Source organism: Caulobacter sp. GW821-FHT09B08 (assembly GCF_059418225.1).
On record NZ_JBWKPL010000003.1, the window covers coordinates 445,187 to 471,131 of the forward strand.

Genomic DNA, 25,945 nt, shown 5'->3' on the forward strand with positions numbered 1-25,945 from the left:
CGCTCTCCTGCCGGAGCGGGGGCCTTTCTTTTAGGCCTGCTCCAACGTCCGGTCGAAGCCGAAGCTGTTGATCTGGGCGATCAGGTCGCGGTGGCTGGGCAGGTCCTGGGTGGCGCGGTCGCCGAAGGTCTTGATCTTGGCGAACAGCTTGTCGGCGGCGGCCACGTCCGGGAACTCGCTGCGGCCCGGCGACAGGTCGGTTTTGAAGCCCATGCCGTACAGGATGTACTGGTAGTTGAAGAAGGCGAAGGTCTCCAGGTCCAGGATAAAGTCGTAGCGGGTGGGCGGACGCCAGCGCCATTGCTCCAGCAGATCGGTCAGGCGCTCCGGGATCGAAGCCGGGTCGGCGTTGGCCCGCCAGAACGGTTCGGTCCGCTGGCTCAGGCAGTAGTGCAGCTTCAGGAAGGTGATGATGTTGTCGTAGCGGGCCGTCATCAGCTCGTTGAAGCGGAAGGCCGGGGCGCTGATCGGACCGTTGTGCGGGAAGAGCTCGGCGATGATGGCCACCGCCGCCTCGATCAGCACCACGCCCGTCGATTCCAGAGGCTCCAGGAAGCCGGCCGACAGGCCCACGGCGACGCAGTTCTTCACCCACTGCTTGGTGCGGTAGCCGGCGTCGAAGGCCAGGGCGCGGGGCGCGATATCCGCCCCCTCCCCCACATAGCCGCGCAGGATCGCCTCGGCGCGGTCGTCGCTCATGTGGTCGCTGGAATAGACGCAGCCGACGCCGCGCGCGCCGGCAAGGCCGATGTCCCAGGTCCAGCCGGCCTCGTGGGCGGTGGCGACGGTGAAGCTCTGGATCGGCGCGTCCGGGCGGTCGTAGGGAATCTTGCAGGCCAGGGCCCGGTCGGCGAACAGGATCGACCGCGCCGACTTGAACGGGGCCTTCAGGGCCTGGCCGATCAGCTCGGCCCGGAAGCCCGTGCAGTCGATATAGAGGTCGGCGTCCAGCCGCCCGTGCTCCTGCGAGATCACGTGGTCGATGGCGCCGGTCTCGTCCAGCTTCACGCCCGTCAGCAGGCCCTGCAGGTGGCGCACGCCCAGCTCCACCGCGCGCTCGGCCAGCACCTGGGCCAGCTTGGCGGCGTCGAAGTGGTAGGCGTAGTTCAGCGGGCCGGAGAAGTTGCCCTCGTGCGAGCGCTTGGGCGCGCGCTGGGCGTCGGCGACCCGGGCCTGGATGGTCATGGCCTCGGCGAAGGGGGCGCGGGTCTTCTCGTCCTGCAGCAGCCAGTAGGGCGCCAGCGACGCGCCGTCGGTCGAGAACGGCGCCTCGAACGGGTGGAAGTACTGGTGATGCTTGCCGTCCTCGGGCGCGCGGGCCCAGTCGACGAAGCGGATGCCCTGCTTGAAGGTGGCCGAGGTGGCGCGGATGAACCGGGCCTCGTCGATCCCCAGGAACTGCAGGGTGGTGCGGATGGTCGGGAAGGTCGCCTCGCCCACGCCGATGATGCCGACGTCGGGCGACTCCAGAAGCGTGATCTCCAGATGCGCCTGCTCGGCGATCCGCAGCGACTTGGCCAGATAGGCGGCCGTCAGCCACCCGGCCGTGCCGCCCCCGACGATCAGGATTCTACGTCTGCGATCCATGCGCCCTTGATAGCGCGCCCCGCCCCGAAAGCGGAAAGCAAAGTTACCGGCCCAAACCTATCGACCAGGACGCGCGAAGGCGGCCACGCGGGCGCGGGCCTCGTGCACCGGATGGCCCGCCGCCGCCGAACCCGTGCGGAAGCCGCTGACGTGGTTGGAGAGATCGGCGGCCTCGGCGCGCAGGGCGTGGGTGGCCTGGGCCGACTGCTGCACCATGGCGCTGTTGCGCTGGGTCACCTGGTCCAGCTGGGTCACGGCCACATTGACCTGGCCCAGGGCCGCGGCCTGCTCGTTGGCCGAGGCGGCGATTTCGTCGACCAGGCTGTCGATGGCGCCCACCTTCTGGACGATGCCGCGCAGGGCCTCGCCCGTCCGGCCCACCAGGTCGACGCCCTCGCCCACCTGGCGGCTGGAGTCGGCGATCAGGGTCTTGATCTCCTTGGCCGCGTCGGCCGAGCGTTGGGCCAAGGCCCGCACCTCTTGGGCCACCACCGCGAAGCCTCGGCCGGCGTCGCCGGCGCGAGCCGCTTCGACGCCTGCGTTCAGGGCCAGGAGGTTGGTCTGGAAGGCGATCTCGTCGATGACGCCCAGGATCTGCGAGACCCGGGCCGACGAGCTTTCGATCTGGGTCATGGCCTCGGCGGCGCGGGTGACCACCTCGCCCGAGGCCTTGGCGTCGGCGGCCGCCTCGCCCACCTGGGCCGAGACCTGACGGGCGCTCTTGGCGGTGCGGTCGACCGTGGCGGTCAGTTCTTCGACGGCTGCGGCGGTCTGCTGCAGGGTCGAGGCCTGCTGCTCGGTGCGCTCGGCCATGTCGTCGGCGGCGCGGGCGATGTCGTCCGTGCCGGAGCGGATGCTGAAGGCCCCGCGCGACACCGCGTTCATGGCCTTGTCCAGGGCCGTGGCGGCGTTGTCGAAATCGATCTTCAGGCTCTCGAACTCGGGCGCGAGGACGCCCTCGACGCGGGCCGACAGGTCGCCCGAGGCCAGCTTGGACAGGGCCACGCCCAGGGCCGCGACGGCGGCGGCCTGCTGCTGCTCGGACGCCTGGCGCTCGGCCTCCAGCCGGTCGCGCTCGTCCATCAGCACCTTGAAATAGGCCGAGACGGCCAGGTCCATGTCCAGGAACACCGCCTTGGTCAGGGCCGCCACCTGGTCGGCCGCCGCCTCGTCGGCCTTGCCGGCGAACAGGCCGCTCTTGGCCTTCTTGCCCAGCACCGCGTGGATCAGCTTGTCCAGCACCAGGGCGTAGCCGCCGATCGACCAGCGCGGCTCCAGGCCCGCCCGGGCGTTGGACTGGCCGATGCGCTCGACCGCCGCCAGATAGTCGGCGCCGTGATCGCCCGAGAACATCCGCCGCCAATGGGCGATCTGGCGCACCTGGGCGCTTTCCCCGCGTCCGCCCGAGAACAGGCCGCGCGTCTCGGCGAAGTTGCGAAGCTGCTCGTAGAAGCTCTCCAGCGCCGAGGGCGCCGCCTCGTCCAGCACCGGCTTGGCCGCCTGAAGCGCCGTCCGGGATCGATGGTCGAACCGCATGAAGCTCAGACGTTGGTCGAGCTGGTGGTTGATGCTCATGCGACGCCCCCGAGTCACTGTTCTGTTCTTAGGGCGATAGGCGTGACGGGAATTCATTAACCACGATTTAAGCGGGGCTGTTTGAGGGAGAGACTGTGGAAATCTTCCCTCTCCCCTTGCGGGAGAGGGTGGCCCGCGAAGCGGGTCGGGTGAGGAGTCGAAGGCAGGAACAGCCGCTTCAGCGGCAAGTTCTGGACGCCACGCCGACAGGTTTATCGACCCCTCATCCGTCGGCTTTGCCGACACCTTCTCCCGCAAGGGGAGAAGGAAAATCTACGCCGTCCAGCGATACCGCCAGGTCTCCGAGATCGCCTGCTCGCCCCGCACCAGCCGCAGCGACAGGTCCACGTCCGCTCCGGCCGGCTTCAGACCGAAGGCGGCGCGGGCCGCCGCTTCATCGGGATAGGGCGACAGGTCCTTCCAGGCGATGGTCCCGCCGTCGGCCGTGACCTCCAGCGACACCCCGTCCAGCCCCTCGGCCAGGGCGCCGCCCTGCAGGTCGACGGTGAAAAGGCGCAGGCCCGCTTGCGCATCGGCGCCGGTGCGGGTGCGGAACACCCGCGCGTCGGGGCTGGCGAACCGCTCCTGGCCCCAATAGAGGCGATAGCGCAGGTCGACCCGCGAACCCGCCGTCCACGGCGCCTCGGGCCGCCAGAAGATGGCGATGTTGTCGTCGGTTTCCTTGGTGGTGGCCAGTTCGGCCAGGTGCACCGCCCCCTTGCCCCAGCCGTCCAGCGGCTCGACCCAGAGGCTGGGCCGCAGGTCGTAGCGGGCCTGCAGGTCGCCGAAGTCCTCCAGCGCCCGGGCGCGCTGGACCAGGCCGAAGCCCTTGGGGTTCTCGTCCGGGAAGTTGGAAAGACGGTGGGCCTTGGGGTTCTGCAGGACGCGCCACAGGTGCTGGCCCTGCCCCGTCCAGATCGCCAGGCCGTCGCTGTCGTGGACGGCGGTGCGGAAGTCCTGGACCGGCGAGGGATCGGCCACGCTGAACAGGAACATGCTGCTCATCGCCGCCACGCCCGCCTTCGGCATCGACTGGCGCGGGAAGACGCTGGCGGTGACGTCGAACACCACGTCGTCGCCCGGCCGGATCGCGAAGCTGTAGACGCCCGTGCAGCTCACGCTATCCATCAGGGCGTGGACGGTCACCGCCTCGCCGCCGATGTCCGGCCGCTCCAGCCAGAACGCAACGAAGTCGGGGAACTCCTCGTTCGGCTCGCCCGCCCCGATGCCCAGGCCGCGCGCCGACAGGCCGTAGCGCTGACCGCGCCCCAGGCTGCGGAAATAGCTGGCGCCCTGGAACACGGCGATCTCGTCCATCTTGTCCGGATCGTTCAACGGCCACAGCAGGCGGAAGCCCGAAAAGCCGTTCCAGTCCTTGGCCACGTCGGCGTGCTCGCCGGGGATCTCGAACATGGCCGGGTCGAAGGCGATGGGCCGCGCCAGACCGCCGGCCACCTCGAAGATCGGCAGCGGGCGCGGATAGAGCCAGGCGGGCGGGAAGAACTCGGCCCGGAACGGCGGCTGGCGGTCCTTCCACAGGTCGGCCTCGCGCCGGAAGCGGATGCGGAAATAGTCGTCGTAGGACAGGCCCGTGATGGTGGGCGGGGCCGGCGGCTTGGCGAAGGGCGCGGCGGCCAGGGCGCGGGCCTTGTCGCGCAGCAGCTCGACGGAAAACGGCTGGGCGGCGTCGTCGGCAGCCTGGGCGGCGGGGCCTTGGGCGGCCGCCAGACGGGGCGCGAGCGCCAGGATCGCCGACAGCGACAGCTTGCCGAGCGCCGCGCGCCGGTTCACGGAACTGGAAAACATGCGCGCCTTTTAGAACGATCGGTTGTGCGAACGCCAGGGAACGCAGCCTGGGCGACATCGCTCCCGACCATTCGCCTCGATCTGGGCGATTGAACGGCGCGCCCCGTCTCTTTGCGAACAGAGGCCTCTTCGCAGACAAAAGGTTCTATCGGCGCGCCTCTGAAGTAGGCTCGTATCCGGACGGAGTCGTTCGCGGTCCGGATCAATGGCGCTAACATGGCGCTTGGGCTGGCGCGGCCGGGCGACGCCGAATATGTCTGACGGAAACAAGCTGCGCCTTGATGCGTTGCAGCTTGGATCGGGCCTGAGTTGGGGCTGGGAACGTCGGGAACAGGGACCAGCAAGGCTTAGATGGGCGCTCCGGCTGATTTCATCTTCCACGATCACGGCAAGCACCGCGTCGCCGTGCTTTCCGGGGAATGGACCGCGCGCGGCCTGGTCGACGCCGGCGAGCGCCTGGTCGCGGCCATGGACGGCTCGGACGCCGTCGACCTGGACCTGACCGACATCACCCGCTGCGACACCGCCGGGGCCTACGCCATCATCCGCGCCGCCGACGGCCGGGTGAGCGCCGGCAAGATCAAGGCCAACCAGCGCACCCTGCGCCTGCTGCAACTGGTCGGCGACGCCATCCAGGTCGAGCCCGAGGCCGCCCCGCCGCAGAAAGGCTTCCAGGCCCTGCTGGAGCGCATCGGCCGGGGCGTCTACGGCTTGGGCGACGACCTCTACAGCACCATGGCGTTCCTGGGTCACCTGCTGGTGGCCATCGGACGCTGCATCGCCAAGCCCAGCCGCATCCGCTGGGCGCCGGTGGTGTCGCTGGCCGAGCGGGCGGGCCTGGACGCCATTCCGATCGTGGCCACCACCACCTTCTTCATCGGCGCGGTCGTGGCCCTGCTGGGCGCCAACCTGCTGACCCAGTTCGGGGCCCAGGTGTTCGCCGTCGAGCTGATCGGCATCTCGGTGCTGCGCGAATTCAACATCCTGATCACCGCCATCCTGCTGGCCGGCCGCTCGGCCTCCAGCTTCGCCGCCGAGATCGGCTCGATGAAGATGAACCAGGAAATCGACGCCATGCAGGTGATGGGCGTCGATCCCTACGAGGCCCTGGTGCTGCCGCGCTTCGCCGCCATGCTGATCACCATCCCGCTGCTGACCTTCGTGGCCACCCTGGCGGGCCTGGCGGGCGGCATGCTGGTGACCTGGGTGGTGCTGGACCTGTCGCCGACCTTCTTCCTGCAGCGCATGCAGGACTCCGTCGGCGCCCAGCACCTGTGGATCGGCATGTCCAAGGCCCCGGTCATGGCCATGGTCATCGCCGCCATCGGCTGCCGCCAGGGCATGGAGGTGGGCAACGACGTGGAGTCCCTGGGCCGCCGGGTCACCGCCGCCGTGGTCCACGCCATCTTCGCCATCATCGCCATCGATGCCGTGTTCGCCCTGATCTACATGGAGCTGAACGTATGACGGCCTCGTCCACGGATATCGTCGGCGCGGCCACCGTCGAGGCCGACGCCCCCTCCACCGCCGAAGCCCCGCCGATCCGGGTCACGGGCCTGGTCTCGCGGTTCGGCGACAACGTCATCCACAATGACCTGGACCTGACCGTCAATCGCGGCGAGGTGTTGGGCGTGGTGGGCGGCTCGGGCGCCGGCAAGTCGGTGCTGCTCAACACCATCATCGGCCTGAAGATTCCCGACGGCGGCAGCGTCAAGCTGTTCGGCCAGGACATGGCCGACGCCTCGCGCACGCGCTGGAGCGTGATCGAGCGCCGCTGGGGCGTGCTGTTCCAGCAGGGCGCGCTGTTCTCGAACCTGACCGTGCGCGAGAACGTCGCCGCGCCGTTGCACGAGCACACGCGCCTGTCCAAGCGCGAGATCGATCATCTGGCCGACCTGAAGATCGCCCTGGTCGGCCTGCCCGCCCGGGCCGGTAACCTCAAGCCCGCCGAGCTGTCGGGCGGCATGCGCAAGCGCGCCGGTCTGGCCCGGGCCCTGGCCATGGACCCCGAACTGCTGTTCCTGGACGAGCCCACGGCGGGCCTGGACCCCATCAGCGCCGCGGCCTTCGACACCCTGATCAAGGACCTGTCCGACAGCCTGGACCTGACGGTGTTCATGATCACCCACGACCTGGACACCCTCTACGAGATCACCGACCGGATCGCGGTGATCGCCGACAAGCACGTGGTGGCCACCGGCTCGGTCTCCGAGCTGGAAAAGAACGACCACCCCTGGATCCAGGAATACTTCATGGGACCGCGCGGTCGCGCGGCGGCCGGGCAGTCCAAGCCCAAGCCGGCACCGAGGACGAGCTGAGATGGAAAGAAACGCCAACTACGCCCTGGTCGGTGCGGCGACCCTGATCCTGTTCATGGGTCTGGTGGTCTTCGGCGTCTGGCTGGCCAAGCTCAGCTTCAGCCAGGAGTACGACCTCTACGACGTGCTGTTCGTCGGCCCCGTGCGCGGCCTGTCGGACGGCGGCGAGGTGCACTTCAACGGCATCAAGGTGGGCGAGGTCACCAAGATCGCGCTCGACAAGTCCGACCCCAACCGCGTGATCGCCCGCGTGCGCGTCACCTCGGACGTGCCGATCAAGACCGACAGCTTCGCCACCCTGGAGCCGCAGGGCATCACGGGCGTGAACTACGTGCAGATCACCGCCGGCGCCCCGTCCAAGCCGCTGCTGAAGACCACCGTGCACGGCGGCGAGGTGCCGGTGATCCGCAGCCAGCGCAGCGCCCTGTCCGACCTCCTGGAAGGCGGCGGCACGGTGCTGACCCGCACCATCGAGGCTCTGGACCGCGTCAATCGCGTGCTGTCGGACGACAATATCAAGACCTTCAGCGCCTCGATCAGCGACGTGCAGTCGGTCACCGCCGAACTGCGCGAGCGCAAGGAGATCATCGCCGACGCCCAGAAGGCCCTGCAGAGCATCGAGGCCACCTCGACCCGCATCGGCGAGCTGTCGGACTCGGTCAACGGCCTGGCCAACGGCGACGCCAAGCGCACCCTGAAGAACCTGGGCGACGCCGCCGACGAGCTGAAGGCCACCGCCAAGGACGTGCGCGGCATGGTCGGCAAGCTGGAAGGCCCGACCAGCGACTTCGCCACCACCGGCCTGCCGCAGCTGTCGTCGGCCGTCGTCACCCTGCAGTCGGCCGCCGAGTCCCTGGACCGGCTGGTCAGCGAAGTCGAACAGAACCCGCGCGCCCTCGTGGGCAAGGCGCCGGCCAAGGAACTGGAGGTCAAGCCGTGAGCCTGTTGCGCACCACCCTGCGAACGCTGGGCGTCGCCGCCGCCGCGGTCGCCCTCACCGGCTGCATCAGCCTGTTCCCCAAATCGAACCCGGCGGGCCTCTACCGCTTCGGCCACGACGCGCTGGAGCAGTCGACCCCGGCCGCCGAGAAGAGCTTCGGGATCTACAAGACGCCCACCGTCTTCACCCGCGCGGCGATGAGCGACCGGCTGCTGTCGGTGACCAACGGCGAGGCGGCCTATATCGCCGACGCCCGCTGGGTGTCGCCGGCCATCGTGCTGTTCGACGAGGCCGTGGCCCGGGCCTTCGAGAGCGGCGGCAGCAAGGCCCGCCTGGTGACGCGCGGCGAGGCGGCCAAGGCCGTCGCCGCCCTGCGCCTGGAGGTCCGCTCGTTCGAGACCGACTATGTGAACGGCCCCAAGGCCGCGCCCGAGGTGCTGGTCGAGATCCGCGCGGTCGTCACCCGCAGCAACGACCGCGCCCTCCTGGGCGACAAGGTGTTCGTGGCCCGCGTGAAGACCTCCGAGAACCGCCTCTCGGCCATCGTCCCCGCCTACGACAAGGCTGTCGGTCAGGCGCTGTCGGAGATCGTCACGTGGGTCAGCGAGATCGGGGCCAAGGAGCCGAAGGCTTAAGGCCCCTCCCCGCTACGCCAGATAGGTCTTCCGCAGCTTCGCGATGGACTTGTCGGTCAGGCCGAAGCGGGCCTTGGCCAGGGCCACCGGGCCGCCGAACTTGGCGTCGATGGCCGCCAGGGCCTGACGCATGACGGCGGGGTCCGAACCCATGATCACGTCCAGCACCTCGGGCGGCATGCGGGCGAAGGCCTGCATCTGCTGAGGCGTCATGCCGGCGGTCGGGGCCCCGACCTTGGCCATCTGCGCGCGGTAGTAGGACGGCGGGGTGTAGACCTGGGTCAGGGCGTAGTCGGCGATCACCGTCTCGCGCGGCACGCCCAGCACCGACAGGATCAGGGCCGCGCCCATGCCCGTGCGGTCCTTGCCGGCGCTGCAGTTGAGGGCCAGCGGCCCCTCGTTGGCCACCAGGCGCGCGAAGAGGTCGGTGTAGTGCGGCGTCAGCATGTCGAGGAACTGGACGTAGGACTCGGCGAACACGTCCACGGCCTGGGCCTTGGTGGTCGCGCCGGCCAGCTTGGCCATCGAGGCGTTCATGTCGTAGTCGAAGGCCACGACCTTGGCCTTGCCGTTGGCCAGGTACGGCGTCGGCTCCCCGGCCCGTTCGTGCGGGTTGCGCAGGTCGCAGATCGTCTTGATCCCCAGGGCCGACAGATAGTCGAAGTCGGCGCTGGTCAGGCCGCTCATCACGCCCGAACGATAGATCTTGCCCCAGGCCACCTGGCGCCCGCCGGCCCCGCGATAGCCGCCGATGTCCCGGAAGTTGCGGCCGCCTTCCAGCGGCAGCAGGCGCTCGGCGACGCGCGTCTGGCGCCCGCCCTTCTCGGCCAGCAGGAAATAGGGGCGCGGCGTGACGGCGGCCGGCAGTTCGACGGCCCCGCCCACCACGTTGAGGCTGGCCGGCTTCAGGCCCCGGGCCGTGGCGGCGGGGTTGGACGACACATAGACCGAGGTCGGCTTGGCCTTGCCGTTCCACTCCAGGCGCACGGCCTGGGGCGAGACGCGCGTGGCGGTCCCGTCCAGCGGCGCGGCGGCGGCGGCGAAGGCGGCCGAGGCCACGGCGGCGGCGCCGGTGGCGACGCCGGCCAGCAGGAACTTACGACGGTCCATGATCTTGCTCCGAAAAGACGGACCGGGCGGCCTCCCCGCCACCCGATCCAGGTTGCAGGGGTTAGAATTTGACGTTCAGTTCGAAACCGTAGGTGCGCGGCTCGTTGTAGATGCCGTAGTAGCCAAGCACCCCGCCGTTGGCCCGCATGAAGGCGTGGGCCTCGTTGAGCAGGTTGCGCGACCACAGCGACAGCTGCAGCGCCGGACCGTCTTGCGTGGCCCGGATGTCGGTCAGGGCCAGGCGGCCATTCACGATGAAGCTGTCGTCGCTGAGCGTGTTGTCGGTGGTGTTGGCGTACTGGCCGTCGGCATAGGAGCCGTCCAGGTGGGCCCGGAAGGTGGCCCCGAAAGCCGGACGCTCGTAGTCGGCCGCGATGCTGTAGGCGTTCTTCGGCGTGAAGATCGGATAGATCGGCACATAGGCGCCGGTGAACGGGTTGAAGGCCTTGGACAGCTTGGTGTCGGTGTAGGCGTAGCTGCCCGACAGGGTCAGGCCCTCGACCGGCGTCAGGGCGAAGTCGGCCTCGAAGCCCTTGGTCTTGCCCGTGGCGGCGTTGGTGGTCTCCAGCGTGCCGCGGTTGTTGTTGAGCACGATGGTGTTGAAGTCGACCTGCACGTCCTTGAGGTCGCCCGAATAGGCGGCGACGTTCAGGCGGGCCCGGCGATCCCAGAACTCGGTCTTGGCGCCGACCTCGTACATCGAGACCTTCTCGGGATCGAAGGCGCGATAGGTCAGCGAACGCGAGTTGGCGCCGCCGGCCTTGTAGCCGGTGCTCCAGCGGCCATAGACGTTGACGTTGGGCGCCACCGCATAGGCCACGGTCACCAACGGGTCGAAGTGGCTCCACGACTCGTCCAGCGGGACGATGCCGGTGATCTTGTTGTTGTTGGCGTCGAAATAGACCGGCAGGGCGCCGTTGACGACCGTCAGGCCCCCCTTCCGCTCGTCCTTGGTCAGGCGGCCGCCCAGCGTCACGTGCAGGGCGTCGTCCAGGATCGGCGGGGTCCACACCGCTTGGCCGAACGCGCCGTAGCTGGTGGTCTGGGCGTGGCTGACGCGGTCGAACGGCACGGCGTTCAGGTTCAGCGACAGGGTGGTGTAGCCTGTGCCCGTGGCGTTCCACTGCAGGCTGTTGGGCGTCTGGGCGTTGTCGTTGACGTTTTCACGGAAGTAGAAGGCGCCGACCACGTAGTCGAGCCGCTCGGTCTTGCCGATAGCCTGGAATTCCTGGCTGAACTGGTCCTGCCAGGTGTTGGCGATGCTGTAGCGGGCGAAGGTGGCGTTGGGCGCGAACACGCCCAGGATGACGCCCGAATTGTCGTACTGGCCCTGCTTGAGGTCGCGGTACGAGGTGATGGACTTCAGCTCCAGGCCGTCGGCCACCTTCCAGTTCAGGTTCAGGCGGTGGCCCCAGGTGAAGCCCTCGCTCATGCGCAGCGGCACGCCGATCCGGGCCTCGCTGGCGCGGTCGGGCTGCGGCGGCGCGATCGGGGCGGTGGGATAGAGGCCCTTGCTCAGCAGCTGCACCAGGTACGGCGTGCTGGCGTCGTAGGAGTCGTCGAAGGCGTAGCTGGCGCTGAAGTCGTCGGTCGGACGCCACAGGGCTTCCACCTGGAAGCCGCGCTTGTCGTAGGCGTTGAAGTCCGGCTGGCCGCTGGTGGTCGGGTTCTTGGCCGTGCCGTCCCGCTTGCTCAGCAGGGCGTCGACCTTGACGCTGACATTGTGGAATTCCGGCAGGTTGATGTGGCTCTCGGCCTTGTAGGCATTGTAGTTGCCGTAGCCGAGCGTGGTGTTGACGCCGAACTCGCCGGTCGGGGCCTTGGTGACGATGCTGATCGCGCCGCCTTCGGTGTTGCGGCCGAACAGCGTGCCTTGCGGGCCCTTCAGCACCTCGATGCGCTCGACGTCGTACAGCGCCGAGCCCAGGCCCTGGGCGCGGCCCAGATAGACGCCGTTGATATAGACGCCGACGGCCTGGTCGCGGGCCGGCTGGTTGGCGTCGCCCGACGAGCCGATGCCGCGCATGCCGATGGTCAGGGCCGACTTGCGCGAGAAGAACGGCGCCACGCGCAGCGACGGGATCGTGCCGTCGCCCAGGTCTTCGATCGACTGGACGTGACGGGCCTTCAGGGCCTCGGCGTCCAAGGCCGAGATGGCGATGGGGGTATCCTGCAGGTTGGTCGTGCGCTTCTGGGCGGTGACCACCACCTCGGCCAGAGCGAAGGCGCCGTCGGCTTCCGGAGCCGCCGTCGTGTCCGCCAGAGCTGCGTCCGGAGCCGCCTTGGCCCAGGCCTGCCCGCTCACGGCCAGGATCGCCGCGCTGGCCAGCAGGCCGGCCCGCAGCGCCGTGTTGTGAATTCGCCGTCCCATAAGACACCCCAAAACTTTGCCGCTGCCCCTCGCAGCCGATGGGGTGGGTGCCTAAGCTCGGCGCGTGACCTTAGAACGAATGTTATGTTGCAATCCTGTGAAGCTCGCCGTTCTCCGACATCGGGCTTGCGCCGGTCGCCGCCGCTGCGGAGAATGCAGGATGGTTGTACGCCCGCCTTCGGCGACCTTCACGTCAAATATGTCGCAAACCCCGCAGTCGGGCGATGAAGATCGCCGTGTCGATCGCCTGGTCCTGGCCGCCGCCCAGCAGATTTCCGAGCACGGATTCGCCGGAACCTCGGCCCGCTCGGTGGCGGCCGCAGCCGGAGCGTCACCCAGCGCGATCAACTACAACTTCGGCAACATAGAACGTTTGTTACTAGCGGCGCTGGAGCACGGCGTCCGTCAGACGGCCGAGCGGCTCGAGACCTGGGAAGGCGAGATCGCCGCCCTGCCCGCCACGCCGGACGGCGCGGCCCGGGCGCTGGACCACGTGCTGACCGCCTGGACCCGCGACGCCCGCCCCCTGGCCCTGCTCTATCAAGAGGCCCTGGCCGTCAGCCCCGGCCAAGGTCCGGCGGCGGACTGGACCCGGCTGTGGCGCGACTTCTGGGTGCGCGCCGCCGCGACCTTCGGGCTGAACGAGATCGACGGGCGGCTGATGCACGCCTTCTTCGAGTCCGAGGCCCTGTTCCATCTGTCGGCCTGGTCGCCGGCCCTGGAGCGGGCGGCGTTCGGCGAGATGATCGACTATTTCGCCGCCGTCTGGCTGGGCGCGCCGGTCCGCCCCGACGGCGGGGCCTTCATCACGGCCGAGCGCGCCGCCGGCGCCCGCCCCCACGGCTCGGTCGCGCCCTCGGCCATGCGCATCGCCGAGGCCGCCGCCGAGGTGGTCCAGACGCGCGGCCTGGCCGGCCTGACCCACCGCGCGGTCGCCACCGCCGCCGGCGTGACAACCGGCTCGGTCACCCACCACTTCCGCAAGATCGAGGACCTGGTCGCCGGCGCGATCCGAGGCCAGGTGGCCGAACTCCAGGCCGAGGCCGAGACGGGTCCGGGCGCTCCGCCGCCCAACGACATCCTGACCATTCCCCGCCTGTTCGAGGGCACGCGCGAGCACGCCACGGCCGACGATCTCTCCGGCCCGATCATCCGCCGCCGCCACCTGTTCCTGGCCGCCCTGCGCCGCCCGGAGCTGGCGGGGGCGGCGGCGGTGATCCGCTTCTCGCTGGGCGGCACGGTGCGCGACTCGCTGCGCCAGCTGTTCGCCATCCCGCCCGAAGCCATGCCCCTGCGCGCGGGCCTGCTCTCGCGCCTGTTGTCCGCCATCTGGTTCGCCGGCGCGGCCGACGAGAATCCCCGCGCCGCCCGAGAGCGCCTGGCCGACGCGATCCAGGACCGGTTCATCGCGAGCTTGGAGCCGCTGTAACGCACCCCATCATCCGTCATCCCGGGCCTTGTGCCCGGGACCCCTGGTTCAGCTTTCACGTGAAGTGCATTGGCGCGCCAGCGCGCCACTCTTCCGCACCTGCGGCGGACAGAGGGGTCCCGGGCACAAGGCCCGGGATGACGAGGATTTAGGTGAGTTAGAGCGCCGAAAGCGGCTCGCTCACCTCGCCGTAGCCCGCGTCGGGCTGGATGCGCAGCGACGGGCCGTCGACCCAGGGCTCGACGGTGACCAGCGGCCGGGCGCGGGCCGTTTCGATGGCCGCTTCGGCGTCGGCGCTTTCGGCCAGCAGTTGCAGGTTCATCCGCGTGGGGAAGATCACCTTGCGCTCTCCCGACGCCGCCAGGGCCAAGGCGTCGGCGGGCGCGATCCATTCGGCGTCGACCGCCTCGTGACCGTCGCAGACCGCCAGCTGGGCCGAGGGGGCGTGGGCGACGTAGAACCAGGTGTCGAACCGCTTGGTCATCAAGGGCGGGGTGATCCAGCGGGCGAAGAGGGTCAGGGCCGCAAGGTCCAGCTTCAGCCCCAGCTCGCGGACCACGTCCAGGAAGGCCACGCGGTCCTCGGCCACGGCGGCGCGCACGTCGATGGCCGCCTCGCCGGCATAGACCGCGCCGGTCGCGTCGCGAGCCAGCAGCACCCCGGCCTCCTCGTAGGCCTCGCGAATGGCGGCGATGCGCAGGGGCGCGCCGTCGTCGCCGACGCTCTCCCAACCCGTGGCGTGGTCGACCCAGGTCGGATCGTGGTCGCCCGCATGGCTCTTGCCGCCCGGAAACACCAGGGCGCCGGCCGCGAAGTCGATCTGATGGTGGCGCTTGACCATCAGCACCTCGAAGGCGGGCTGGTCACGCAACAGCAGTATGGTGGCGGCGGGCCTGATCGGCTCTTCTGGACGCTCTGACATCGCACGAGCTTGGCGCCGGACGGCGCGATTGCCCAGAGGGATCGAACGGGCGTTCGGCGCCCTACCCCGCCTCGGCGATCCGGTTCTGCGACGTCAGGCGATCCACCCGGTCCAGCAGATAGTCGGTGTCCTCGCGCGACACCGCCGTCGAGGAGGTGAGGAAGCGCTGGATCATGTGCTCCTGGAAGCGCTCGCGGTCGCCGGGACGGCCGTCGTATTCCAGGGCGTGAAAGGCGTCGACGCCGGCGCGGAAGGCCGGCTGCAGGCGCGCCGGCAGGCCGGCCCGCTCGCAGATCGCCTTGAGGCCCAGGCTGCCGGCGTCGTGGATCATCAGCCAGGTGCGGTGATGCGGCACGCCGGCCAGCTCGGCCACGCCCCACTCGAAGAAGGTCATGTGGCCGTGGGCGAGAGCCCGCAGCAGCAGCGACGGCGTCAGGCGCTGGACGCTGTGCAGGTGGGCGACGAAGGCCTTGGCGTCGGCGGTGCGGCCGGCCTGGTCGATCAGGTCGATGGTGGCCCGTTCCTTGGTGTCCAGGATCAGGTCCAGGGTCCGCTCCGCCGACAGCGGGTGGGTGGCCAGGATGTGCTCGCGCAGCTGGTCGCCGACCATGTCGATCAGACGCTCGGTCACCGACAGCGGCAGGGCCGAGCGATAGGCCACCGCGCTCAGCACCTTTTCGGACTTGGCGAAGCGATCCAACGCCTTCTGCAGGGCGGTGTCGGCCATGCGCGCGTTGTCGTTGGCGCAGACGGCGGCGACCACGTCTTCCGAGCCCTGGTCGACCAGCAGGGTGGCGATCTTGGCCGACAGCTTGGGCCGCTTGGCCACGGCCATCTGGCGCACCGGCCCGCCCAGGCGGACGATCTCGGCCAGGTCGGCGTCGCTGAACACCGGCGAGAAGCTGATCACCGGCAGCGACACGCTCTCCACGTCGCGGGCCAGCTTGTTGGCGATATCGGGCGGCAGGACCGGCGAATTGCGCAGGGTCACGGCCATGGCGCGACGGACCAGCTCGGCGGCGTCGGCGGCCATCACGCGGAGGATGTCGCCGGCCAGGGCTCGCTGCTCGTCGTCGAGCTCGGCGCGGTCGATGGTGCGGCACAGCTTATGGGCGGCCAGCGCGCGCTCGTCGGGCGTGGCGCCCTTCACCAGCATGCGGATGTCGTGTTCGGTCAGCGCGGCGCGGGTGGTGGCCATGGTTCTCTCCATCCCCCCTTGGATGGCGTGGAATCGGATCATCCCTTGTTAGGCTTAACGATTGTTTTCCCCACAAACAGGCGGGGATTAACGATAAGCCGTAACCGGGCGCAAACCGTGATCCCCTAGGGTTTCGGCTCACCAGCCGAGGAATCGCCTCCTTGTTCGCCGAGCGCCGAGAAAACACCCCCGCGGACAGCGGCGCCGAGGCCCGTCTGGCGCTCGACGCCCAGCAGGCGCTGCTGCCCTATGCCCTCGCCGTCTTCGCCGTCAGCCTGCCGATCTATGTGTGGGCAAGCTCTTTCGCGGAAAACGCCGGCTGGATGGCGATCAGCTTCGCGGTGTTCGCGATCAACTGGGGCGCCTTCTACGGGGTGGTGGCCTGGCTGCGCGGCGAGGCCGCTCAGGACCTCTCCCGCCGGGCGCGGGTGCAGGTGATGTCGGGCCTGCTGTGGGCCGTGGCGGTGTGCCAAATGGCCGCGTTCGCCGACGGCTCGGGCGGGGTGCGCGAGACGCTGCTGCTGCTTTCGGCCGGCGCCGCCGTGGTCTGCATCTTCTTCTCGGCGCCGTGCCTGCTGGCCCTGCTGGTGACCGCGCCCGTGGCGGCGGCGGGTCCGCTGTACCTGCTGTTCTCGCATCCGCAGAGCGAGCCGGCCGGCGCCATGGCGTTCGGCGGCGTCTCCCTGGCCATGGCCCTGTCGCTGGTGCTGAACCGCATGCTGCGTCGCCAGCACGGCCTGGCCCTGGCCCACGAGGCCCTGCTGGAAGAGCGCCTGGGCGTGCTGGAGGCCGCCGAGCGCGCCGCCCGCTCCAAGTCCGACATCGTCGCCACTCTCAGCCATGAGATCCGCAACGGCCTGACCGGCGTGACCCACGTCCTGGCCGCCGCCGCCGGCAAGGGCGGACGCGCCGCCCCGTCGCGCGAGCAGCTGAACGCCGCCCTCGACGCCGCCCAGGACCTGGTCGCGGTGCTGAACGCCACCCTGGACTCCGAGACCGCCGAGAGCGGCCGCCTGGCGGTCGAGACGGTGGCCTTCGAGCCTGTCCGCCTGGTCCGCGACCTGGTCCTGCTGGACCGCCCCCACGCCGTGGCCAAGGGGCTGGAGCTGGTGGTCCACGTCGAGCCCGACCTGGAGCATCGCCAGCTGGGCGCGGCCATGGGCGACGCCCTGCGCACCCGCCAGATTGTCGCCAACCTGGTGGGCAATGCGGTCAAGTACACCGTGCGCGGCCGCATCGAGGTGCGGGTCGAGCGCCGCGAGGGCCTGATCGCCATCGAGGTGGCCGACACCGGCCCCGGCCTGTCGGCGGCCGAGATGGACCAGGCGTTCCAGGCCTTCCAGCGCGTCGAGCGCACCGGGGCGGGCGTCAACGGCGCGGGCCTGGGCCTGTCACTGTCGCGCCAGCTGGCCAAGCTGATGGGCGGGGCCCTGGACGCCTCCAGCGCCGTGGGCGTGGGCAGCTGCTTCACCCTGACCCTGCCGTTCGACGAGAACGCCCTGTGCGCCTTCGAGCCGGTCGGCGGCGAGGCCCCCGCCCCCGTCGAGGCCGCCGGCGCCCCGCCGCGCAACCTGCGCATCCTGATCGCCGAGGACGACGCCCTGAACGCGGCCATGCTGCGGGCCATTCTCGAGCAGCTGGGCCACCAGGTGGTCCACGCCCAGAACGGCCGCCGCGCCCTGGACCTGGCCCGCATCTGCGACTTCGACCTGGTGATGCTGGACGGCCGCATGCCGGTGCTGGACGGCCCGCAGACCGCCGCGGCCCTGCGCGCCCTGGATGGCGCCAACCGCGAGGTGGCGATCATCGCGGTGATCGGCGGCGACGCCGACGAGGCCCGCGAGTGCCTGGACGCCGGCGCCGACACCGTGCTGCGCAAGCCCGTCAGCGTCGCCGCCGTGGCCCGCGCCGTGGCCGACGCCGCCACGCTGGATCGCAAGAGCCTTAACGGCCAGGCGGCCGTCGCTTAAGGCGCTTCCCAACAGACGTTTAAATCGTCCACACTCCCCGCAACGAGAAAAGCGGGAGGACGGCATGCTGCGCGATCTGCGGGTCATCGAGCTGGCCACCTATATCGCCGCCCCCGGCGCGGCCGGGATCATGGCCGACTGGGGCGCCGACGTGATCAAGATCGAGTCGCCCGACGGCGACCCGGTGCGCGGCTTCTTCGACACCCTGGGCTCGGACCAGGCGGCCAATCCGATCTTCGAGCTGGACAACCGGGGCAAGCGCTCGGTCGCCTTGGACATCCGCAGCCCGGCCGGGCGCGAAGCCGTGCTGGACCTCGTGCGCACCGCCGACGTCTTCCTGACCAATGTCCGCCCCGCCGGCCTGGCGCGGGCGGGGCTGGACCACGAGAGCCTCAAGGCCGTCAATCCGCGTCTGGTCTATTGCAGCGTCACCGGCTACGGCCTGGAGGGCCCCGACGCCGACCGACCGGGCATGGACATCGCCGCCTTCTGGTCGCGGGCCGGGGTGGGGGCGATCACCGGCCTGAAGGGCGCGGAGCCCTGGCCGATCCGCACGGGCATGGGCGACCACGTCACCTCGCTGGCGACGGTGTCGGCGATCCTGGCGGCGGTGCACGAACGCCACCGCACGGGCGTGGGGCGGCTGGTGGAGACGTCGCTACTGCGCACCGGCGTCTACGCCATCGGGGCCGACATGGCCGTGCAGCTGCGGTTCGGCAAGCTGGCCTCCACCCGCGGCCGGCGCGAGGCGATCCAGCCCCTGGCCAACTTCTTCCAGACCCGGGACGGCCGCTGGATCTGTCTGCTGGCCCGCCAGGGGGCCACCGACTGGGCGCGGATCGCCGCCGCCGCCGGCCGGCCCGAGTTGGTCGAGGACCCGCGCTTTTCGAGCGCCCGCCTGCGCCGCGAGAACGGCCCGGCCCTGGTCGACATCCTGGACGAGGCCTTCGCGGCCATGGACTACGAGACGGCCAAGGCGGCGCTGGACGCCGGCGACATCACCTGGGCGCCCTGGCAGACGCCCCGCGACCTGGTCGCCGACCCGCAGGCCACGGCCGCCGGCTGCTTCGTGGACACCCCGGACGGCCACGGCGGAACCTTCAAGGCGCCGGGCGGACCCGCTCGGTTCCCGGGCGCGGAGGACGGCCCGCGCGGCCCGGCGCCGAAGCTGGGCGAGCACACGGCGGCTGTGCTGGAAGAAATCGGCTGGTCGGCGGAGAAGATCGCCGCGCTCGGGTAGCGCCTACCGCTTGGTCTTGTCGTTGGCGTCCGACAGCACGCGCAGCATCTCGGCCGAGAACATCGAGCTGGCCATGCGCTGGGTCGAGGAGCCGCCGCCCGAGCCGCCCATGCCGAAGCCGCTGGTGTCGACGTCCTGCGAGCCGCGCAGGATCAGATTGACCAGCGCCTCCTGCTGCTGGATCCGCTCCAGCCGCCGGCCGGAGGCGTACTGCATGAAGCCCGTATCGACCTGCGGCGCGGCCTGGGGCGCGGTGTCGGGAACCGCGTCGCCGCCGCCGCCCGTCTTGGTCAGGTTGGCGTAGACCTCGCTGACCGTGGCGGCGCGGCCGTTGCGATAGAAGATCGTGCGGTTGGCGGCGGCCGCGTCGGGGAACATGGCCGCGGCGCTGGCGCCGGGCTGGCTGTTGACGGCCTCGATCAGCCGGGCCGAACCCTGGGGACCCAGGAAATGGGCGGCGTAGAGCTCGCCGGCCGTGGGCGAGCGTCCCACCCGGCCGCGCAGATAGGAGGCGTGGTCGCTGGCCAGCTCGCCGGCCATCAGCGAGGCGGCGTGCGGGTCCAGCTTCAGGCCCAGCACGGCCTTGCGGGCCTCGTCGCCCGTGACCCGGTAACGGCCGTCCGAGCCCTGCTGGATCAGGTCGGCATAGCGGGCGTAGCCGTACTTGGCGCCGTGCTTCTTCAGCGTCGACAGCCAGGTCTGGTCCACGAACTGGAACAGGCCCGAGGCCGAGGACGTGCCGGCCTTGGCGTTGGGATTGTAGCCGCTCTCGCGCTTGGCGGTGCCCATCAGGAACGAGAAATCGACCCCCGTCGCGCTGGAGGCGCGCTGGATCGCCGACTCGACGACGCTGCGAAGGGAAGTGACGGTGGCCATGCGCGGAAGGTGAACGCGCATGGTTAATCGCGCCTTAACCACCCGGCAAAACTTGCCTGTGTCGGGGTGTCGCAGTTACGGATGTAAAAATTCTACGTCCGTAATATTTACAAACGTAATTCTCCGTGAAAAGCTCTGGTCATCGGCTCCCCTTCTCTCTCCCGGGGCCGACGCAAGGAGGTCGCCATGACTGCGTACGAAGGCTCGATCGGTTCCTACATCCCCGGCGTCGACACGCCCCGGGCCAAGCCGTCCAAGGCCCTGGTCGCGGCGCTGATCATCGTCTCGGCCGGCCATGCGGGCCTGTTCGCCTACCTGGCCTATCAGAAGTGGGTGGCCCCGCCAGTGGGCGACTACGAGGAGCCGCGGAAGATCCAACTCGATCCGTGGAAGGATCCGGAGCCCCCGCCGCCGAAGGCGGACGAGCCGCCTCCCCCGCCCCGGGCGCTATCCAACCCGCCCCAGACCCACAAGACGCCGATCCCGCAGATCCCGCAGGAGCCGTCGCCGTTCCAGCCCAACGAGGACGCGCCTCCCACGCGGCCGGGGCCGGTCACCGCCGAGCCGCTGCCGCCCCAGACCGGCGTCGTGGCCCCGCAGCCCGAGCCGCCCAAGGTGGTCACCCGTCCCAACTGGCTGAAGAAGCCGGGGGCCTCGGAGTTCAGCCGCTTCTACCCCGAAAGCGCCATGCGGCGGGGCGTGGGGGGCATGGCCACCCTGAACTGCACGGTGGCCGCCAACGGCTCGATCCAGGCCTGCAGCGTGCTGGACGAGACCCCGTCGGAGGAAGGGTTCGGCAAGGCGGCCCTGAAGCTGTCGCGGTTCTTCCGGATGAGCCCGCAGATGGAGAACGGCCAGGCCGTCGACGGCGCCAGCGTGCGCATCCCGATCCGCTTCAACGCGGCCGAAGGTTAGGAGACGTGTCCACACCGGTCGGGCGGCATGAAGCCCGGCCAGTGGTCTCATCGGTCGCGATGGAGCCGTCCCTCGCCGCGCCTTCCGGCGGCGGGGGACGGTCTTTTCGAACGAGGCCTAAGCAGCGCTCTTCCTGGCGGCGCCACGCCCCTGAAACACGCCCCGCAGGCCGATGGCGATGGGGATCAGCCAATAGGCCATGCCTGGCAGCCACGGCGCCCGGGCCATCGGGGCGAAGGTCAGCAGGACCGAGGCCAGGCCGGCGGCCGCGACGATCAGCCAGATCTCGAAGCTGGACCGGATCGACGCCAGGTCGTCCGACGCGACGCCCAGAACCTGCGGCCGGCGCAGGGCCTGCAGGAACAGGGTCGCGAACAGCCCCGCCAAGACGGTGAACCCCACGCCGTAGATGCGGAAGAGGTCGCGCAGGTCGCTCAAGGTGCGGATCACCTCCGCGCCCGACAGCCGCCCGCCCGAGATCCAGACGAAGCCGGACTCGATCAGCATCCGCAGCGGGAAGACGTAGATCAGCACCGTGAACACGATGGCCAGGGCGTTCAGGGTCGACAGCGTGTCGCGGCGCGGCACGTGGCGGCCGAACTCGCGATAGGCCATCCAGAACATCACCACCAGGGTGAAGGCGCCCAGCGAGGCCGGGATGCGCCCCAGCGCCCGCCAGAGGTCCTGAAGCGTGGCCGTCTGCTCGGCGCTGGCGATGATCAGCAGGGTGACGGCGAAGGCGAACGCCGCATCGACGAAGGCGTCCAGCCGCTTGCCTGTCTCGAAGTCCGGATCGCCCCTGTCCCTATCGCCCTTGTCCGTCATCTGCGCCCCCACGGTGACTGGACGGGGAGCATGCGGAGGTAGGCGGAGCTTGTCGAGCCTGTTGGGACCTTCTCCTCACCCGTGAAACGGGGGAGGTGGATCGGCGCGCAGCGACGAGACGGAGGGGGCGTCCGGCCGCCACACGACGCCCCCTCCGTCACGATGCGTATCCGCATCGCGCCACCTCCCCCGCCTTGCGGGTGAGGAGAACAGACGCTCCATCCCGAGCGGATAGTGAAGGAACTCCAGCGATTTCAATTGCTTGAATTTTCTCGACCGAACTTATCCCCACTCTCCAGACCGGCCGTATCCTGTACTCACCTCGACGCGGGAAAGGGCGCATGGCCAGCGACCGATGCGGCGGCGGGGGGTGATCGAGCGGGAAGCTCTGTCGACGGTCTTCTTCGGAGGACAACCTTGCGTCTCTGGTGCCGGTCGGGCCTCGAAAATAAACGACGTGACGTGAAGGGTCGATTGAGCAGCAGGCGAGCGGACGACGCTCGCGGTCCGGGATCAGGCGCGTTGGCCTGACCCGCCCGTCGCAGGCGCCGAGGCGTGGCTCCAACAGGGCCTAGCGTTTAGGGCTTGCGGATAACGGTCGCGCGGAGCGCTCTGGGCTTCGTCGAAACGGTATTCTTTTTCAAACTCCGGACGTCGTCCGGCGCTCCGCGTCCCTTTCCATCACCTCACAGCCGCTGGCGTGGGAGCGCACCCACTTGCCCCCTACGGACCGCTTCGCGGTCTGTCTTCCCCCGTAGGGGGAAGAGCCACGCGCTTTCGGCTCCGCCCCCTACGGGGGCGGACAGACCGCGAAGCGGTCAGGTGGGGGCAAGTGAGCGCCCACAAAGTTCCGTGAAAGGCCCCTCAATAGCTCTTCGGCAGGCCCAGCACCCGCTCGGCGATGAAGTTCAGGATCATCTCGCGGCTGATCGGCGCGATGCGGGCGATCATCGCCTCGCGGAAATAGCGCTCGACGTCGTATTCCTTGGCGTAGCCCATGCCGCCGTGGGCCAGCACCGAGGCCTCGCAGGCGTGGAAGCCGGCCTCGGCGCCCAGGTACTTGGCGGCGTTGGCCTCGGCCCCGCAGTCCTGGCCGGCGTCGTAGAGGGCCGCGGCCTTGAAGGCCAGCAGGTTGGCCGCTTCCAGCTCGGCCCACGACTTGGCCAGCGGATGGGCCACGCCCTGGTTCTGGCCGATGGGCCGGCCGAACACGATCCGCTCCTTAGCGTAGGTCGCCGCCTTGGCCAGGGCCGCCCGCCCCAGGCCGATGGCCTCGGCCGCGAACAGCACCCGCTCGGGATTGAGGCCGTGCAGCAGGTAGGAAAAGCCCTTGCCCGCCTCGCCCACCAGGTCCTCGTCCGGCACGAACAGGTCCTCGATGAAGAGCATGTTACACTCGACGGCCTTGCGCCCCATCTTGGGGATCGGCTTGGCCTCGATCTGGGCGCTGTCGGTGTAGAACAGGCTCAGCCCCTGGGTCGGCTTGGCGCACTGGTCCTTGGGGGTGGTGCGGGCGATGATCAGGATCTTGTTGGCGCGCTGGGCGCCGGTCGTCCAGATCTTGCGGCCGTTCAAGCGGTAGCCACCCTCGACCTTGTCGGCCCGGGTCTCGAGACTGGAGGTGTCCAGGCCCGAATTGGGCTCGGTCACGGCGAAGCACATCTTGTCCTGGCCCGAGATCAGGCGCGGCAGGTGCTTCTGGCGCTGCTCGTCCGTGCCGAACTTCACGATCGGCATGGGGCCGAAGATGTTGAGGTGGATGGCGCTGGCGCCCGAGAAGCCCGCGCCCGACTGGGCCACGGTCTGCATCATGATCGCCGCCTCGGTCAGGCCCAGGCCCGCCCCGCCGACGCTCTCGGGCATGGCCACGCCCAGCCAGCCGCCTTCGGCGATGGCGGCCACGAAGGCTTCGGGGAAGATCCCGGTCTCGTCGGTGCGCCGCCAATATTCATCGTCGAAGCCGGCGCACAGCTTGGCGATCCCGTCGCGGATGGCTTCCTGTTCCTCGGTCAGACCCAATCCGCTCATCCGCCCCTGCCCTGCTGTCGTTACGGCTCAGGTCCTCGAGAAGCGTCTCGCGTCCAGCGAAGCGGCGTCCGGGCCTGGGTTATCACCCTTCAGATACGACGCGACCAGACCGGCCACAAGCGGGGCCTGCAGCCAGCCGTTGCGCCGCGCGCCCGTCGCCAGCATCACGCCGGGCGTCGTGCTCCAGCCGACCAGCGGCAGGCCGTCGGCCGTGGTGGCCCGCACGCCGACCTCGGTGGTCAGCACCGCGTCCGCCAGCGCCGGCCGCAGGCGGATCGCCGCCGCCCGCAGGCCCTCGGTCGCCGAAGGATCGATCTCCAGGTCGTCGCGGCCTGTCTCCATGGTCGCGCCGATGGCGGGGCTGGCCCCTGGGCAGATATAGACCCCCTGCCCGCGAATGACCGGACCGGCGGCCGGTCCCCGGTCGGCCCGCAGGATCTGGCCCTTGACCGGGTCCAGGGCGATCAGTTCCGGGGCGAAGGCCGTCGCATCGGCCGCGCCCGTGGCCAGGACGACGGCGGAAAAGGCAGGCAGATCTTCCAGCGTGAAGGCGCGGGGCTCCAGGCGGCCTCCCAAGGCCTTCGCGGCGGCGCGCAGGGCGGCCAGGGCCGGTCGCGCTTCGATTCGCCAGTCCTCGGCGCTGAACAGGGCCTCGCCCTGGCGTTCGAAGGGAACGCCCAGGGCCTCCAGCCGCGCTGCGATCGCCTCTCGCCACGCGGCCTCGCCCTCGATCCTCAGGCCTTCGCGCAGGATGGGCAGGTCGAGGCCCTCGGCGAAGGCCGGCCACAGGTCGCGGGCCCGGCGCAGCAAGGCCAGGTGCGAGGCCGAAACGGGGTCGAACAGGGTCTCGGCCACCGGGGCCAGCATGCCCGCCGCCACGCCCGAGGCGTTGTCGCCCAGGGGCCGGGGATCGAACACCGTGACGTCCAGGCCGGCGCGCGCCAAACCCAGCGCCACGGCCGATCCGATCGCGCCGGCGCCGGCCACCGCCACCCGCGCGCGCAGCTTCGTCTCCATGGGGCGCACACACCCTCGCTCGCGCCAAACGTCAAGCCCGCCTGGACAATTTGCCGACGGGGCGGATGTGTCAGAGGCGTGACTAAGGCGACCGCATGGGTTTATCCTGTCTTAACCAAGCTGAACCGCACGCCCTGCCCCGCCATGCGGGCGCGCTCGCGGGAGGAACATGAAGCGGATGACCGAAAAACTGCCCGCCGACGTGGCTCACCCGGTCGATCTCTATGTCGGGGCCCGCCTTCGGATCCGCCGCAAGGTTCTGGGCCTCAGCCAGACCCAGCTCGCCGACGCCCTGGGCATCACCTTCCAGCAGATCCAGAAGTACGAACGAGGCGCCAATCGCATCAGCGCTTCCAAGCTGTACGAGGCCGCGCGCCTGCTGCAGTCGCCGGTGTCCTACTTCTTCGAGGGCCTGGACGAGACCGCTCAGAGCGGCGTCGACGACGGCTTCGCCCAGCGCATGACCCAGTTCGTGGCCACGCCGGAGGGGCTGGAGCTGGCGGGCCTGTTCCCGCGCCTGGACGACCGCCGCCTGCGCCGGCGGGTGGTCGATCTGGTCAAGGCCATGGTCGACGAGGAACCGGGCGCCGCGGCGACCTAAGGTCCCGCCTGGAGCCCGGGCGTCCGTCCGCGCGTTCCGTCAGGTCCCGGCCTTGGCCACCGCCTTCGGACCTTCATGCTGCCCCTGCTGGCCCTCTTCCTGATCTGCGTCGTGGTCACGCCCTCGGCCGGCGAGGCCCTGCGCGAGCGTCATCGCGCCGCCCAGAGGCGCAAGCGGATCGAGGCCTTCCTGCGCGACAGCCCCGTCGCCGACTATCATTTCGACTGATCGACCCAGGAGGCTCCGGCCGGGCGGGCCAGCGGCGCCGTGCCGCACCTTGGGGACCTTTCGCGAAACAGCGTTCGAGCGCAGAATCCACGCCAGGGAGCAGAGGCGGCCACGGCCGCCCGTCAGTCCGGGAGCGTAGAGGTGACAGCGTCTTCGAGGGCGGCCACGGGCCGTGTTCGATATTGGTGGCAGGCCCATCCGATGGCCGGCCTGACCGTGGGCTGGATCGCCATCGCCCTGGTCGCCTGGCGCCTCTGGGCCGCCTTCTCCGGACCCCACGCCTAGCCTCGGGGTCCCACCTTTCGCGCAACGAAAAAGCCCGGAGCGAGAGCCCCGGGCTTTTCGGTCTTCGAC

At 70.0% G+C, this 25,945-nt stretch carries 22 protein-coding genes; 11 read left to right on the plus strand and 11 right to left on the minus strand.

What is annotated here, in order from left to right; all coding sequences use genetic code 11:
* Positions 1–30 precede the first annotated feature (30 nt).
* The 3 genes from AC07OA_RS12715 to AC07OA_RS12725 form a co-directional block, all read right to left on the minus strand.
* Positions 31–1,587 (minus strand): tryptophan halogenase family protein, encoded by a 1,557-nt coding sequence (locus tag AC07OA_RS12715; RefSeq protein ID WP_494664172.1) that lies wholly within the window; start codon positions 1,585–1,587, stop codon positions 31–33.
* Between the two features lie 57 nt (positions 1,588–1,644).
* Entirely contained in the window at positions 1,645–3,162 is a 1,518-nt protein-coding gene (locus tag AC07OA_RS12720) for a globin-coupled sensor protein (RefSeq protein ID WP_494664173.1), read from the minus strand.
* 273 nt (positions 3,163–3,435) lie between these two features.
* Positions 3,436–4,968: a glucan biosynthesis protein G gene (locus tag AC07OA_RS12725; protein WP_494664174.1), complete on the minus strand. Its 1,533-nt coding sequence runs from the start codon at positions 4,966–4,968 to the stop codon at positions 3,436–3,438.
* A gap of 351 nt (positions 4,969–5,319) precedes the next feature.
* Between AC07OA_RS12725 and AC07OA_RS12730 the strand changes: the two genes are divergently transcribed.
* From AC07OA_RS12730 to AC07OA_RS12745, 4 genes are read left to right on the plus strand one after another with little or no spacing between them, the layout of a single operon-like run.
* Positions 5,320–6,435, plus strand: coding sequence for an ABC transporter permease (locus AC07OA_RS12730; protein WP_494664175.1), 1,116 nt, complete (start codon positions 5,320–5,322; stop codon positions 6,433–6,435).
* Positions 6,432–7,286, plus strand: coding sequence for an ABC transporter ATP-binding protein (locus AC07OA_RS12735; RefSeq protein WP_494664176.1), 855 nt, complete (start codon positions 6,432–6,434; stop codon positions 7,284–7,286). Before AC07OA_RS12730 ends, AC07OA_RS12735 begins: the two co-directional genes overlap by 4 nt.
* A 1-nt stretch (position 7,287) precedes the next feature.
* The gene (locus tag AC07OA_RS12740) at positions 7,288–8,226 is read left to right on the plus strand and encodes an MlaD family protein (protein ID WP_494664177.1); all 939 of its coding nucleotides are present in this window, start codon (positions 7,288–7,290) and stop codon (positions 8,224–8,226) included.
* Positions 8,223–8,861, plus strand: coding sequence for an ABC-type transport auxiliary lipoprotein family protein (locus AC07OA_RS12745; RefSeq protein WP_494664178.1), 639 nt, complete (start codon positions 8,223–8,225; stop codon positions 8,859–8,861). Before AC07OA_RS12740 ends, AC07OA_RS12745 begins: the two co-directional genes overlap by 4 nt.
* Positions 8,862–8,873: 12 nt before the next feature.
* Here the strand turns inward: AC07OA_RS12745 and AC07OA_RS12750 are convergent, their stop codons facing one another.
* Together AC07OA_RS12750 and AC07OA_RS12755 are read right to left on the minus strand one after the other, a co-directional pair.
* Complete coding sequence (locus AC07OA_RS12750; protein WP_494664179.1) at positions 8,874–9,971, minus strand: tyrosine-protein phosphatase; 1,098 nt, start codon at positions 9,969–9,971, stop codon at positions 8,874–8,876.
* A 61-nt stretch (positions 9,972–10,032) separates the two neighbouring features.
* Complete coding sequence (locus tag AC07OA_RS12755) at positions 10,033–12,342, minus strand: TonB-dependent receptor (protein WP_494664180.1); 2,310 nt, start codon at positions 12,340–12,342, stop codon at positions 10,033–10,035.
* Between the two features lie 199 nt (positions 12,343–12,541).
* On the opposite strand from AC07OA_RS12755, the gene AC07OA_RS12760 reads away from it, so the two are divergent.
* The gene (locus tag AC07OA_RS12760; protein WP_494664181.1) at positions 12,542–13,771 is read left to right on the plus strand and encodes a TetR/AcrR family transcriptional regulator; all 1,230 of its coding nucleotides are present in this window, start codon (positions 12,542–12,544) and stop codon (positions 13,769–13,771) included.
* Between the two features lie 157 nt (positions 13,772–13,928).
* Here the strand turns inward: AC07OA_RS12760 and AC07OA_RS12765 are convergent, their stop codons facing one another.
* Entirely contained in the window at positions 13,929–14,693 is a 765-nt protein-coding gene (locus AC07OA_RS12765; protein WP_494664182.1) for an NUDIX hydrolase, read from the minus strand.
* A 61-nt stretch (positions 14,694–14,754) separates the two neighbouring features.
* Positions 14,755–15,891, minus strand: a complete 1,137-nt coding sequence (gene spbR, locus AC07OA_RS12770) for a pole-localized protein SpbR (RefSeq protein WP_494664183.1) — start codon at positions 15,889–15,891, stop codon at positions 14,755–14,757.
* 161 nt (positions 15,892–16,052) lie between these two features.
* Here spbR and AC07OA_RS12775 point away from each other — a divergent pair, with 161 nt between their 5' ends.
* Together AC07OA_RS12775 and AC07OA_RS12780 are read left to right on the plus strand one after the other, a co-directional pair.
* Positions 16,053–17,861, plus strand: coding sequence for an ATP-binding protein (locus AC07OA_RS12775; RefSeq protein WP_494664184.1), 1,809 nt, complete (start codon positions 16,053–16,055; stop codon positions 17,859–17,861).
* Positions 17,862–17,925: 64 nt separating this feature from the next.
* Entirely contained in the window at positions 17,926–19,101 is a 1,176-nt protein-coding gene (locus AC07OA_RS12780; RefSeq protein WP_494664185.1) for a CaiB/BaiF CoA transferase family protein, read from the plus strand.
* Between the two features lie 3 nt (positions 19,102–19,104).
* Here AC07OA_RS12780 and AC07OA_RS12785 read toward each other — a convergent pair whose 3' ends face one another.
* Positions 19,105–19,977: a transglycosylase SLT domain-containing protein gene (locus AC07OA_RS12785; RefSeq protein WP_494664308.1), complete on the minus strand. Its 873-nt coding sequence runs from the start codon at positions 19,975–19,977 to the stop codon at positions 19,105–19,107.
* A 186-nt stretch (positions 19,978–20,163) separates the two neighbouring features.
* On the opposite strand from AC07OA_RS12785, the gene AC07OA_RS12790 reads away from it, so the two are divergent.
* Complete coding sequence (locus AC07OA_RS12790; RefSeq protein WP_494664186.1) at positions 20,164–20,892, plus strand: energy transducer TonB family protein; 729 nt, start codon at positions 20,164–20,166, stop codon at positions 20,890–20,892.
* Positions 20,893–21,009: 117 nt separating this feature from the next.
* Here AC07OA_RS12790 and AC07OA_RS12795 read toward each other — a convergent pair whose 3' ends face one another.
* From AC07OA_RS12795 to AC07OA_RS12805, 3 genes are all read right to left on the minus strand, one after another.
* Positions 21,010–21,717: a TMEM175 family protein gene (locus AC07OA_RS12795; RefSeq protein WP_494664187.1), complete on the minus strand. Its 708-nt coding sequence runs from the start codon at positions 21,715–21,717 to the stop codon at positions 21,010–21,012.
* Positions 21,718–22,581: 864 nt separating this feature from the next.
* Positions 22,582–23,745 (minus strand): acyl-CoA dehydrogenase family protein, encoded by a 1,164-nt coding sequence (locus AC07OA_RS12800; RefSeq protein WP_494664188.1) that lies wholly within the window; start codon positions 23,743–23,745, stop codon positions 22,582–22,584.
* Between the two features lie 27 nt (positions 23,746–23,772).
* Positions 23,773–24,762: an NAD(P)/FAD-dependent oxidoreductase gene (locus AC07OA_RS12805; RefSeq protein WP_494664189.1), complete on the minus strand. Its 990-nt coding sequence runs from the start codon at positions 24,760–24,762 to the stop codon at positions 23,773–23,775.
* Positions 24,763–24,940: 178 nt separating this feature from the next.
* Between AC07OA_RS12805 and AC07OA_RS12810 the strand changes: the two genes are divergently transcribed.
* From AC07OA_RS12810 to AC07OA_RS12820, 3 genes are all read left to right on the plus strand, one after another.
* Positions 24,941–25,363, plus strand: a complete 423-nt coding sequence (locus tag AC07OA_RS12810; RefSeq protein ID WP_494664190.1) for a helix-turn-helix domain-containing protein — start codon at positions 24,941–24,943, stop codon at positions 25,361–25,363.
* A gap of 75 nt (positions 25,364–25,438) precedes the next feature.
* A complete protein-coding gene (locus AC07OA_RS12815; RefSeq protein WP_494664191.1) occupies positions 25,439–25,591 on the plus strand; it encodes a hypothetical protein in 153 nt (50 codons plus the stop codon).
* A 141-nt stretch (positions 25,592–25,732) separates the two neighbouring features.
* Complete coding sequence (locus AC07OA_RS12820; RefSeq protein WP_494664192.1) at positions 25,733–25,876, plus strand: hypothetical protein; 144 nt, start codon at positions 25,733–25,735, stop codon at positions 25,874–25,876.
* Positions 25,877–25,945 lie beyond the last annotated feature (69 nt).

What these genes read in the sequence shown, in the direction of transcription:
- AC07OA_RS12715 (WP_494664172.1), bottom strand. Translation starts at nt 1,587, where the DNA reads ATGGATCGCAGACGTAGAATCCTGATCGTCGGGGGCGGCACGGCCGGG.
- AC07OA_RS12720 (WP_494664173.1), bottom strand. Translation starts at nt 3,162, where the DNA reads ATGAGCATCAACCACCAGCTCGACCAACGTCTGAGCTTCATGCGGTTC.
- AC07OA_RS12725 (WP_494664174.1), bottom strand. Translation starts at nt 4,968, where the DNA reads ATGTTTTCCAGTTCCGTGAACCGGCGCGCGGCGCTCGGCAAGCTGTCG.
- AC07OA_RS12730 (WP_494664175.1), top strand. Translation starts at nt 5,320, where the DNA reads ATGGGCGCTCCGGCTGATTTCATCTTCCACGATCACGGCAAGCACCGC.
- AC07OA_RS12735 (WP_494664176.1), top strand. Translation starts at nt 6,432, where the DNA reads ATGACGGCCTCGTCCACGGATATCGTCGGCGCGGCCACCGTCGAGGCC.
- AC07OA_RS12740 (WP_494664177.1), top strand. Translation starts at nt 7,288, where the DNA reads ATGGAAAGAAACGCCAACTACGCCCTGGTCGGTGCGGCGACCCTGATC.
- AC07OA_RS12750 (WP_494664179.1), bottom strand. Translation starts at nt 9,971, where the DNA reads ATGGACCGTCGTAAGTTCCTGCTGGCCGGCGTCGCCACCGGCGCCGCC.
- AC07OA_RS12755 (WP_494664180.1), bottom strand. Translation starts at nt 12,342, where the DNA reads ATGGGACGGCGAATTCACAACACGGCGCTGCGGGCCGGCCTGCTGGCC.
- AC07OA_RS12760 (WP_494664181.1), top strand. Translation starts at nt 12,542, where the DNA reads ATGTCGCAAACCCCGCAGTCGGGCGATGAAGATCGCCGTGTCGATCGC.
- AC07OA_RS12765 (WP_494664182.1), bottom strand. Translation starts at nt 14,693, where the DNA reads ATGTCAGAGCGTCCAGAAGAGCCGATCAGGCCCGCCGCCACCATACTG.
- spbR (WP_494664183.1), bottom strand. Translation starts at nt 15,891, where the DNA reads ATGGCCACCACCCGCGCCGCGCTGACCGAACACGACATCCGCATGCTG.
- AC07OA_RS12780 (WP_494664185.1), top strand. Translation starts at nt 17,926, where the DNA reads ATGCTGCGCGATCTGCGGGTCATCGAGCTGGCCACCTATATCGCCGCC.
- AC07OA_RS12785 (WP_494664308.1), bottom strand. Translation starts at nt 19,977, where the DNA reads ATGGCCACCGTCACTTCCCTTCGCAGCGTCGTCGAGTCGGCGATCCAG.
- AC07OA_RS12790 (WP_494664186.1), top strand. Translation starts at nt 20,164, where the DNA reads ATGACTGCGTACGAAGGCTCGATCGGTTCCTACATCCCCGGCGTCGAC.
- AC07OA_RS12795 (WP_494664187.1), bottom strand. Translation starts at nt 21,717, where the DNA reads ATGACGGACAAGGGCGATAGGGACAGGGGCGATCCGGACTTCGAGACA.
- AC07OA_RS12800 (WP_494664188.1), bottom strand. Translation starts at nt 23,745, where the DNA reads ATGAGCGGATTGGGTCTGACCGAGGAACAGGAAGCCATCCGCGACGGG.
- AC07OA_RS12805 (WP_494664189.1), bottom strand. Translation starts at nt 24,762, where the DNA reads ATGGAGACGAAGCTGCGCGCGCGGGTGGCGGTGGCCGGCGCCGGCGCG.
- AC07OA_RS12810 (WP_494664190.1), top strand. Translation starts at nt 24,941, where the DNA reads ATGACCGAAAAACTGCCCGCCGACGTGGCTCACCCGGTCGATCTCTAT.
- AC07OA_RS12815 (WP_494664191.1), top strand. Translation starts at nt 25,439, where the DNA reads ATGCTGCCCCTGCTGGCCCTCTTCCTGATCTGCGTCGTGGTCACGCCC.